Source organism: Arcicella sp. (assembly GCF_964672035.1).
The window spans coordinates 23,181-35,328 of the sequence record NZ_CBABQS010000052.1 but is presented as its reverse complement, the minus strand read 5'-3'; the positions used below and the strand labels follow the sequence as shown (position 1 = coordinate 35,328).

Here is a 12,148-nt window from a genome sequence, read left to right as displayed (position 1 = left end):
AAAAATGAAGTATTTATGTTAACATAAACCTAAAACCAGATTCAAATTTTCATCAATTTATTATTTCTGGCAAAATTACAGTTATAAAATTGTACTATTCATTGATTTTAAACTCAAAATTGCATTTTTAAATGCGTTCAACCTGATTTTGAAGACGAAATTTACAAACATAGAACTAAACAATATGAGTTTTAGTTTGAAAATAGCCATAAATCAGACGTAGGAGGTTCTATCATGATTTAAAAACTAAAACATTGTGTCCTACACCTTTAGATCATGATTGGATTTTCTCAAAATGCTTCCAAAAGGATGGATATGATTTTACTACTACGTCAGGTTCTTCAATTACAATGTCCATCAACAATGCTAAAGGTGCAAAAGCCATTGCCATGCGGTGGTCATCATAAGTATGGATTGAAGTTGGCTGTGTTAAGGTAGGAGCGGGGCTTAACAAGTATTTATGATTGGTTTCTATTTCTCCCAATTTCGTCCCCATTTTCGCCAGTTCAGTTTGGAGGGCAAAAATACGGTCGGTTTCTTTTACTTTCAACGATTCAATTCCGGTTAAAGTTAAAGGCACTTTCTTGGCAGAAGCTACCACACAAACGGTTTGGGCAAGATCCGGACAGTTAGTAAAATCCCATTCCAAGGCTGCATCCGAAGGGATTTTTGTGAGTTTAAACCCTTGGCCTGTATATTCAGATTTTACCCCTAAATGACTCATAATATCCGTAATGACAGAATCTCCTTGGAGCGAATTTTCTTTCAAACCCAATAATTCTAATTCTGCATCTTCATTTTCAGCAAGCGCTACCACCGAAAACCAATAACTCGCTCCCGACCAATCCGACTCAATAGCGTAAGGAATTGGTTCGTATTTTTGGGCTGGAACGGTCAACTTCATGTTATCCCAATCTCTCGAAATTTTCACGCCGAATGCTTCCATTTGCTTCAAAGTCATTTCGATGTAGGGTTTCGAGCCTAATTCTCCCGTAATTTCCAAAACCAAACCTTCGGGTAAAAGTGGAGCAATCATCAATATTGCCGAAATATATTGCGACGAAACATCACCACGAATTTGCAAGTGATTATTTCCTGAAAAATGAAAACCGTTCAGTTGCAAGGGAGGATATTCTTCTTTATTAACGTATTGAATATCAGCGCCTAAGAAGCGTAAGGCGTCTACTAAAATCCCAATCGGACGCTCACACATACGAGGGGTACCCGTCATGGTTTTGTGCTGACCCGTGATGGCAAAATAGGCAGTTAAGAAACGCATCGTTGTACCTGCATCAATGACATCCGCAACGGCATCATCAGAAGCTAATAATCGCATCATTGTTTGAGTATCACGGGCTTCGGCGAGGTTAGAAAGATTGTCTTTTCCATGAGCTAAAGCGTTGATAATCAAGGCTCTGTTGGATTCTGATTTAGAGGAAGGCAAAGGGATTTCCGTTTGGAAAGATTGCTGAATTTTTGGGAGTAATATCGTTTTCAAAAATATATATGTTTTCTGGAGGTGTAAAATTAATAGAAAATAGGGATTAGTTATTAGTTATTAGTTATTGGTTATGAGAATTTTATAAAAATAAATAATTTTTTTTGGTTAAAGTAAGGATTATAATTCAAAAGTTATTCCACAAGGCTCCCCAAAGTATGCTTTCTTCTTCTGGAAATATTGGCTTCTTGACCGTTACGCATGGTCAGGATTTCTTTTTCAGTATTGTACGTTTCGATGTAATTCGGATTAATCATAAACGAGCGGTGAATTCGTAGAAATCCGTACGTTTCAAGAAGTTTCTCAAAGAATTTAATACTTCGAGCCACCATTTTTTCTCTACCATGAAGGAAGTGAAAAATGGTATAATTAACGTCACCTTTGAGTGATACAATATTATTGATTGAGACTTTTTTTAATGTCCTTTGATTAATAATTAATAAGGAATTATCGCCTCTTGGTTCATGAGTTTTCAAAGAGATAATGAATGAAATATTAGGGTTGAATTATTATTTTTCAATTAGGTATTATTTTGGGTTGTTCATTTTCTGAAATTTGAAAATGAACAACCCAAAATAATATTCATTAAATGGAAGATTAATGAAATAATATTAAAGACTTTCTAAGGTCAATTTGGCTGAACTATTACCAAAATTGAGCGTTGCATTTGTCTTATAAATTAATTTCTTCGCAATAGCTTGTGTCGCAGTTGTGATTGTAACGATATGGGTCGAATCAATCGTCACCTCCTCCGTTATTAATGGCAATCTACCTACGTTCCAAGTTGTTGTATCTTCCCAATTACCAGTTTTTATAGTAATGATAACAAGCGTTCCGACAGTAACTTTAACATTTCCAGATGCTGGACTTGTACAAGTTATTCCATTTGCTGTTACTTCACATTTTGTATAATAGCTGGTCGTTACAGATGGAGAAATAGGCATTGTTACCGATGTATTATCCAAGGCATTATACCACAATAAAGTTCCTGCACAACCTGTTGCAGTCAAAGTAATGTTTGTACTTGTTGGGGTATTTACGTTTGCTTGAACAGTTGGCGTAATTGGTACTGCATTAACTGTTACGAGTGTTGTGGCATTAGCTGTACATCCATTAGCATTTGTTACCTTTACAGTATATGTTCCAGAATACGCAACTACGGCGTTTGGAAGACTGATTGTAGCAGTTGTCGCATTAAATGCGTTTGGGCCAGACCATTCGTAAGTGCCATCACCTGTGGCAGTTAGGTTGAGTGTTTCACCTGTGCAAACAGTTGTTGAACCAGTTATGGTTACGGTTATAGGTAAACTAATTGTCAAATTCAAGGTAATTAATGAATCACAACCAGCGACATTCTGTAAAGTATCTTCATAAATTCCCGAAGCCGTTAAAGTTTTTCCGTTGAAGATATACGACCCACAAACCGAGGCTGTTACTGAACTGGTCGTTGGTTGTTTGATTGTTAAGAGTAAAGTAGCCGTACTATCACAACCGACTGCATTTGTCAATACTTTAGTATAAGTACCGGAAGCGGTGTAAGCATCCCCATTCCAAGTATATGTTCCACAATTAGAAACGATAGTTGAACTGGTTGTTGGTTGTTTGATTGTAACTATTACCGATGCAGTATCACTACAACCAGTACTTGTATTCGTTCCTACAATGTAATAAGTACCACTTGTAGCAACCATCGTTGGAATCAATAAAGTTATTGTAGCTCCTACATTAGTGAAATAAGTGTATGTCAATCCAGCAGTAGAACCTGTCGTAACTGCTGGGAGTGTCAAATCAACTTTATTTGGAGAACAAACAGATTGTGTAACCGTACTCACAACAGGTTGGGCATTAACTGTAACCACTACAGACTTCACATCACTACACCCATTAGCATTTGTTCCTTTGATGAAGTAAGTACCACCCGTAACTACCATACTTGGATTAGTTAATGGAACAGTTGCACCTGCGTCTGTAAAGTATGTATATGTTAAACCACTTGTTGAACCTGTTGTAACTGCCGTAGCGGCTAAATCAACTTTGCTTGGAGAACAAACAGCGGCTGGATTAATCGTTACTACTGATACAGGATTTGTAACTGTGATTACTTGTGTATAAGTAGCGGTGTTGTTTGCAAAATCTTTTGCTGTCCAAACAAGATTATGAATACCCACCGTTAATGGTAATGTTGTCAAATTATTTGTAACTGACTGAACACCAACACAATTATCCGTTGCTAAAGCTAAAGGATTTGTTGGTAATAAATCTTGTATAGATGTTTGCGATGTCGTACAACCTGTTGTATTTGCCACAATTGATATTGGAGCAAGTAAAGAAGTAGGGTTAAACGTTGGCGGTGTTGCATCTTGAATTGTCACCGTTACAAAAGCATCAGAACTACTACATCCGTAGGTGCTAACAACCGTCCACCTAAAGGTATATAATCCTAAGCCCTGTGCAGTTGTAAAAGTTGAAGTTGAGCTATGAATATCCGAGAATATACCCGCATCTGATGTAGCCCCGGGTGAAGAAGTAACAGTCCATGTACCTGTTCCGTTAGCAATTGTATTACCATTCATGGTAAACGAAATACCTGGGCAGGCTGTGAATGTTGGACTTGCTACGGCGGCTGGGGTTGGTAATGGATTAACAGTTACTGTTGCACTTCCAGTTTGAGTTTGGCTACACGTATTATTATCAGCCACACTTACAAGTATATATTCATGCACACCAACTGTACTTGCTGGTACATTGAAGGTAGCTATATTACCATTAGAAGTAGTAGTTTGAATGCTACCTGTTAAACCAATTTTATAACTAAATGTATATGGAGCAGTTCCGTTTGCACCTGTAAGGGTAGTTATTGGAGATATTCCGTTTTGACAGATAGTTGGTATATTAACTGCTATTGTTGCAGTTGGGAGTGGGTTAACTTTGATTTCAATGATATTGCTTGTTGAGGTTCCACAAGAAGGACTTGTAGCTACGGCATAATACCAAACTGAACCAACGGTTGAAGTTGGAGGCGTAAATGTTGCTTCTGTTCCTACTAATATATTATTTGTTGTGCTACTACCTGTATTACTAAACCATTCATAAGTTATTGTTCCTGTTCCACTTGCAGCTACTGAAAGGGCTGTTGCTGTGGCATTTTTACAATAATTTGCCGCTATTGGTTGAGTTGTAATTTTAGTTGATGGATTCACGGTAACCGTTACATCTTGTGATGCACTGCTACAACCATTAGCCGTTGTGATATATGAATAAGTAACAACGATTGGAGCGGTTGTTGAATTGGTTAAAGTTTCACTAACATTTGCCGTACCCGTTGTACCCATTTCCGTAATTCCTGTAACGGTTGCTCTTGTCCAAGCAAAAGATGCTCCCGAAGTGGCACTTGTTGCCGTATAGCCAAAGGTTGCTGCACTACAAATGGCTGTTGGAGATAGTGTGCTACTTAATACCGGAATTGGATTAACTAATACCACAGCACTTCCAGAATATAAACCCACACAACCCGAAGCACTTGTTATAGAAGTTACTGCAAAAGTCTTAGTACCTGCACTTGTTGGTGTAGGAGCTACAACTGAGAATGGGGATGTGGTTGCAGATATGCTATATGAAGCTGAACCATCTGTATAAGTAATTGCCCAAGGGCCAGTACCTACCGAAGTAAATATCAAATTAGATAAAGTTGCATTTGCACATACAGTACCACCACCAGAGATAACAGTCATTGCGGTAGTATTTGGATTAACTACAACACTAAATGTACAGGCTGTAGAAATATTACCTGCTACGTCTGTAGCTGTATAGGTCACTGAATGAGTACCAACAGGGAATGTCTGACCTGAAAAGACTGGTATTGGCGTTGTAGCACCAGCTAATAACACCGTTTTTGACCATACTAAACTTCCTGAAGGAGTACAGTTATCTGTTGCCGTTGGTTCTGTCCAAGTAGCCGTTTGCGTACATTGACCTGCCGCTGGTGTTACAGTAACCGTTGAGGGACAACCTGCAATAATTGGAGTAATGTTGTCTTTTACAATAATTTTCTGAATATAAGTAGCTGTCAAATTGGCAAAATCTGTAACCGTCCATGTAATATTATAAGCATTTGTTCCAGTGGGCCCAGCCGTCAAATTAGTGGGCAAACCACTTGTTGCAAAATCATTGGTTAATGACTGTACGGCACAATTATCAGTAGTTGCAATTGCAATGGTTGCAGTAGTTGGGATAACATAATTTGCTTTCGGTACTTCACAACTTGCATCTACAAATAATATTTGGTCTGGTATATTTGCATTTGGACTTACAAATGTAGGAGGAATAATATCCTGCAAATTAATCACTATATCATCAGACGTGGGAGTACAAAGGGGGACATTAGTAACTGTCCAGCGTAATGTGTAAGAGCCATAGCCATGTATAGGGATAAATTTTGCCGTTGGGTCAGTACTTGTTGAAGTGACTGAACCAATTCCTGTTTGGAAACGGCCAGCCCCTGATACTGGTGTACCTGTTACCGTTGGAGAAAGTGGTGAAGCAACAACAGTCCAACTACCAGTTTCAGTTATTACTGGTACAGGAGTAGCCCCTAATTGTATAGGCTGTCCTGGGCAAGAACTCATGCTAACTGGGCCAGTATTTGCTTGTGAGGCAGATGGGTTTACGGTGAAAGTTCCAGGTAAATAGTTAATCGCATAATTACTTGCTAAAAATCCATTATCGCCAGTTGCTAATGTTGGCACAATTGGAATCGCTCCAGCAATAGCTGTACTACTTGTCAAGGTTACACGGGTTACTATTTCACCGTTTGGTAAGAATGATGGAGAATAGGTGAATTCAGTGCCTGCAAATATGAATAGGGCGTTTTGGCAGGCTGTTTGGTTCTTAGCGGTTATTGTGAGAGGGAATTTCCCAATAGTGAAAGTTTTACTGTCAGAACTTGCTAAATAATTAGCATCTCCTGTATAACTGTAAGATGCCTTTGCGGTGCCTGCATTGGTGTTGTCAGCATAAGTTGGCGTTAGGGTTAAACTCAAACCGCCCGCCCCAGTTACTAATACCGTTGCTGGGGTCTGTGGAGAACCAGTGTATGGAAATGGTCCAGCCGCCATAGTCACCGTGGTTATAGTAGCGGCTTTATTTACCGTCAAAGTCACCTCATCAGTAGCAAAATTACCACAACTATTTGTAATAATGCATTTATAAAGATAGCCACTCATGGCAACTGTTGGCAATGTAAACGTTAGCGTTGAAGCATTTGCCCCACTTATGTCAGTAAATGAACCAGTTCCAACTTTCACTTGCCATTGATACATTTCTGAACTTACATCACCTCCATTTGTAGCTACAACACTGAATGAGGCATTCGCTCCATAGGTTATTGTAGCGTTTGATGTATTTGGCTGAGTAGTAATAACAGGTACAGTCTTGATATTGATTGTTGAACTTGCCGAAAGCGTTGTCTCACAAAAAGTTGTGCTACTCGTAACTTTTGTAAGAACTAATGCCTGTGTAGCAGTTGCTCCAGTAATTGTTAAAGTTGCAATACCTGAGCCATTTAAAACAACTATATTTGGAGTACCATTTAGTTTATATGAAATAGTAGCATTTGCAGTTCCTTTCAGATTAAATATTGCATTTGTACCGCTACATATTTTACCATTAATATCTCCATTATTAGAAGCGATTGAAGCTGTTTGATTTCCTGTACTACAAGTTGGAGTAGTTACGGCAAGTCTCCCTGTACCATTTGTTCCAAAATAGGTAGCTTGTTTGTGGTCTGCGGTAGCGGCAGCCGTACTTCCCCAAGTCAGATTATTTGCTCCTTCTTCACCCAATGTTAGTGTTAGAGCAGTATGGTCTGTTCCTGATGAGCCAAGGGCTACGGAAGTTCCACTTGCCACACTAAAATTTCCAGTAAAATCTGAGGGTGAGCCATTAAAAGTTTTTATTCCACCATCACTAAAAGCAATGTTTACGCCATCGCCTAACTGAGTTCCTGTGTTTTGGTTGCCAGTACCATTATAAAGATAGTTTGCGGCAGCATTTAAAGCCTTTCCGCCTGAATTTCTTAAATGACCACTTGTATTAGAAAGATTAATACCATCTGCCGATTTTATGCCTAATGTTGCTCCACTTGATAGACTAAATAATCCAATGCCATCTATGAAATGAGTTCCATCTGTAAATTGTAAAGTTGAGCCACTTGCCACAGCTACATTAATAGCTCCTGTACCCGTAAAACTCCCTGGGTTTGTAAAAGATTGTGTTCCTGTTCCATTTATATTCAGTTGCCCAATAGAAGTACTTGGAGAAACCTCAACCGTTGTGCCTGAACTCCTTACAAAATTGCCCTTTAAATTAACTGTTCCTGTTATTGCAGCGGTACTTCCAAATGAAAGTCCTCCCGCTTGAAGTTTTAAATTGCCATCAATATTTAAAGTGGCATTAGATGCTCCCGAAATTCTAACAAATCCAGTACCAGCACTGATGATATCAAAATTACCTTTGACAGTAGAAGTCCCTGATGAAAATTGAACATTACCTGTTTGAGTAGGACAATTCCAATTAACATTACCATACGTTTCACTTGCGTTCATGGTCAATGTCCCTGATACGTAGCCATTTATATTTAGGGTAGAAGTAGCATTCCAATCTACATTCGCTGGAGTGGCACTACTTGGTATTGTTCCATTATTGATATTATGATTATAAATACCAGTAGAACCAATAGTCATTGTAGCCAAAGCACCTTTTGAAAATGCTCCAATACCCAAAAATCCAGTATTATAAGCCACAGTAAGCGTACCGTTTATTGTGGCAGAAGCAGTTGCACTCGTTGGCAATGTTAGGGTTAAATTTTTAGCTGGTGCAGGGCTTCCTTTTATAATTAAAGTTGAACCCACATCCACTATTAATGAGCTGGTCGTTGCAAAATTAACTATACTGGATGCCGCAGTATTTCCTTGCAATTCAACTGAAGTATTTGATGTTACTTGAAAGCCTGTCAATCCATTTGCCGCATTATAAGCAGGCACATTGGTTATAACCATTGTACCTCCATTATTGAATATTACCGATGCGTTTGGACTTGGAGCAGAACCTCCAGTCCAGTTACTTCCCACTTGCCAATCGCCCCCAGAAGTTGCACCTGTCCAAGTCTGAGCCATCCCACTAATCGACCCTCCAATAAACAATAAAAAAAACAAAAAACTCAATAGTGGTTTTTTGCCAAAAGAAATAAATATAGTTGGTCTATCGACAAAGTTATTAGCGGTTGATTTACCAGCAGACTCTAATAATGTCTTCATAAAACAGGAAATTGGAAGAAATAATAAGATTTTTACAATATAACTAAGCCGAAATCTGTCGGCATTGTGAAGGAGGGAAACCGTAAATCTTCGAGAAGGAACGACTGAAATAATTGGCATCTGAATAACCAACTTTAAAAGCCACTTCATAAATGGAATGATTTGTACTTATTAATAATTCTTTAGCCTTTTCGAGCCTGATTTTTTGAATGAATTCGGAGCAAGAAAGACTCGTCTCTTCGACTAATTTTCGGTGTACGTGCGATCGACTCATCTTCAGCGCATCGCAGAGAGTAGGGCATCCAAATAATTCATTATCATAATTGGCTTCGACAATATTTTGTGCAACCTTTAAAAAATCAGTATAGAGTGGCTTCATGGGAATAGTGCTTACTTTGATTAATTTTGAAAAATAGAATAACAAACGCATCTATACTCAACCTTCAAGATTGAGCATCTGTGTTTTAATTTTTTAATTATTAGTGGTCTTCAAAAAGTTGAGTAATTTGGTATTGTCTATTAATTTTTTTAATTCAAAGAGGTTGTTCCCACAGTATTCTCATTTTTAGAAAAGCTGCCGAAAAAGAAAGAAAGGAATGTTTTTGGGAGTGTGTTATTGTTGCTCTAATAAACTGTATTAATTTGAACTATTTTTTTAAAGTCTTAATTTCTGAGGTAATACAATATTACCAACTTTACTTAACATTTATTCTTTACTTATGTTATTTTTATCATTCGGTAAAAAACATGGTAGTTATGTTGCTGTTTTAATTATCTGTGTAATAATACATATAAGTATAATCCCCCATTCTTCACTATTGTATCTATTATCAAACGGTTATAATTTATTGAGTTTCTGCACTCATTTATAATATTACAAATATGGATAAATACACTTTCTTCACTATTGTTGTTATCATTATTCGGTAATATTTTAAGCTTTATTTTTCGGTAACGCAATAGTACGTACAAGGTTTAATACTCTACCTTCACTAAAGTTGTGTTGGTATTTGTGCTGCTAAGTCATTTCTTTAAAAGGTATTAAATCGGTTAATAATGAGGAAAATTATTATATTTCATTTCAATTATTTTTCGTAAATTCAAATTAAATTTGAATTACCCCATCAAAAAATATGAATTTATTAACAAACGTCCGTACCCATTATCGTGCTTGCAACCTATGCGAAGCCATCTGTGGTTTAGAAATTACGGTCAATGAAAATAATGAAATCCTTACCATCAATGGAGATAAAAAAGACCCTTTTTCACGAGGTCATATTTGCCCTAAAGCCCTTGGGTTAAAGGATATTTACTTAGATAAAAACCGATTAAAACAGCCTGTCAGGCGTACAGAAACAGGTTGGGAAACCATTTCGTGGAATGAAGCTTTTAATGAAGTAGCTTCAAAATTGAAATCTATTCAAGCTCAATACGGGAAAGATGTAGTAGGCATTTATCAAGGAAATCCTTCCGTACATAATTCGGGAACATTATTGTCGGCTCCTGCTTTTTTGAGGGCTTTGGGAACTAAAAACCGTTTCTCGGCCACTTCTGCCGACCAATTACCGCATCATTTTGTGTCTTCTTTGATGTTTGGACATCCACTTTTATTGCCCGTTCCGGACATCGACCGTACTGATTTTATGTTGATTATCGGTGGAAATCCTTTGGCTTCAAATGGCTCAATGATGACCGTTCCCGATGTGGCAAATCGTTTGAAAGCTATTCAAAAAAGAGGTGGGAAGTTTGTCGTAATTGACCCCAGAAAAACCGAAACTGCCAAAATCGCTGACCAACATATTTTTATAAAACCAGCCACTGACGTATATTTATTGTTATCAATTTTGAATGAGATTTTGAAAGGAAATTATGCCGATGCTCTTGCCCATCTTCCTCTTAATTCAGAAGCCGTTTTAACCCTTAAATCTGCTATTCAAAATTATACACCCGAAGCCGTTTCGAGTGTTACAGGAATTTCATCGGAAACCATTAAAAACCTTGTAAATGATTTGAAAATGGCTAAAATTGCCGTTGTGTACGGACGAATGGGCGTAAGTGTTCAAGCCTTTGGGGGCGTATGTCAGTGGTTGATAAATTGTATAAATATCTTTACGGGCAATATGGATTCGGCAGGAGGAGCTATGTTTCCACAACCCGCTTTTGACCTTTTAGGACGAGCAAAAAAAGGTGAAAATTATTTTAACCGTTACCAATCTGCCGTTAGAAAACTACCAGAATTTGATGGGGAATTACCCGTTTCGGCGATGGGTGAAGATATTTTGGCGGGTGGTATAAAAGCCCTTTTTACCATTTGTGGAAATCCTGTTTTGAGTACCTCCAACGGAACGCAATTAGATACGGCTTTGGAAGGATTGGAATACATGGTTGCTGTGGATATTTTTATTAATGAAACTACCCGACACGCCAATATTATTTTGCCGCCAACAACGGGTTTGGAAGTAGCGCATTATGACATAGCTTTTTATAATTTATCGGTCAGAAATATGGCAAAATATTCGGAGCCATTATTTGAAAAAGACAATAATCAACGCCACGATTGGGAGATATTTGAGGAGATAAAAAATCGCATGATTGCTCAAGTAGATTCTAAAATCCCAGCACCCAAAAATCCCGAAGAGAAATTATCCATGGCAATCCAATATGGTCTGTATGGAAAAGAAGGCTTAACCCTCCAAAAGCTAAAAGATAATTCACATGGTGAAGATTTAGGCGCTTTGCGTCCGTGTTTGAAAGATAAATTATTGACTGATAATCAGGAAGTTAATATTAGTCCTTTATTGATTTTGAACGATTTAGAAAGAGTAAAAGTCAATTTTCAAAAATTGTTGGCAGATGCACAAAATACAGAATTTGACTTGCAGTTAATTGGCAGAAGACATCTCAGAAGTAATAATTCTTGGATGCATAATGCTGAAAGATTAATCAAAGGACGTGACCGTTGTACGCTCATGATTCACCCCGAAACTGCGGCCATTCGTGGGATTGAAAATCTGGAAAAAGTACAAATTGAATCCAGAGTTGGTAGGGTAGAAATTATCGTGGAAATCACCGATGAAATTATGCCAAATGTTGTGAGCATTCCGCACGGTTTTGGCCACGCTCGCAAAGGTGTACAACTGGATATTGCCACCGCTCACGCAGGCGTAAGTTTGAACGATTTAACGGATGATTTACTAATTGATGAATTGACGGGGAATTCGGCTTTTTCGGGTGTGCCTGTTCGGATTTTGAGGTAGTCTTGTTTGAGACTGTAGTCTGTGGTTTGGTTCAAGCCTGGAGACTTGAACCAGTGAGGGTATTTAATTTTAAAATGTAT

The 12,148-nt window shown here is 37.9% G+C and carries 5 protein-coding genes; 1 reads left to right on the top strand and 4 read right to left on the bottom strand.

Going from position 1 to position 12,148, the window contains the following annotated elements; all coding sequences use genetic code 11:
- Positions 1-274 precede the first annotated feature (274 nt).
- The 4 genes from AC1W31_RS13975 to AC1W31_RS13960 all read right to left on the bottom strand — a co-directional run bounded on the left by AC1W31_RS13975 (position 275) and on the right by AC1W31_RS13960 (position 9,190).
- Positions 275-1,498, bottom strand: coding sequence for a 3-phosphoshikimate 1-carboxyvinyltransferase (locus tag AC1W31_RS13975; protein WP_481735083.1), 1,224 nt, complete (start codon positions 1,496-1,498; stop codon positions 275-277).
- Between the two features lie 134 nt (positions 1,499-1,632).
- Positions 1,633-1,974, bottom strand: coding sequence for a LytR/AlgR family response regulator transcription factor (locus tag AC1W31_RS13970; RefSeq protein ID WP_481735082.1), 342 nt, complete (start codon positions 1,972-1,974; stop codon positions 1,633-1,635).
- 135 nt (positions 1,975-2,109) lie between these two features.
- Positions 2,110-8,811, bottom strand: a complete 6,702-nt coding sequence (locus AC1W31_RS13965) for a beta strand repeat-containing protein (protein WP_481735081.1) — start codon at positions 8,809-8,811, stop codon at positions 2,110-2,112.
- Between the two features lie 43 nt (positions 8,812-8,854).
- Entirely contained in the window at positions 8,855-9,190 is a 336-nt protein-coding gene (locus tag AC1W31_RS13960) for a helix-turn-helix domain-containing protein (protein WP_481735080.1), read from the bottom strand.
- 754 nt (positions 9,191-9,944) lie between these two features.
- On the opposite strand from AC1W31_RS13960, the gene AC1W31_RS13955 reads away from it, so the two are divergent.
- On the top strand, positions 9,945-12,068 hold the full coding sequence (locus tag AC1W31_RS13955; protein WP_481735079.1) for a molybdopterin oxidoreductase family protein: 2,124 nt from the start codon (positions 9,945-9,947) through the stop codon (positions 12,066-12,068).
- The last annotated feature ends 80 nt before the right edge of the window (positions 12,069-12,148 follow it).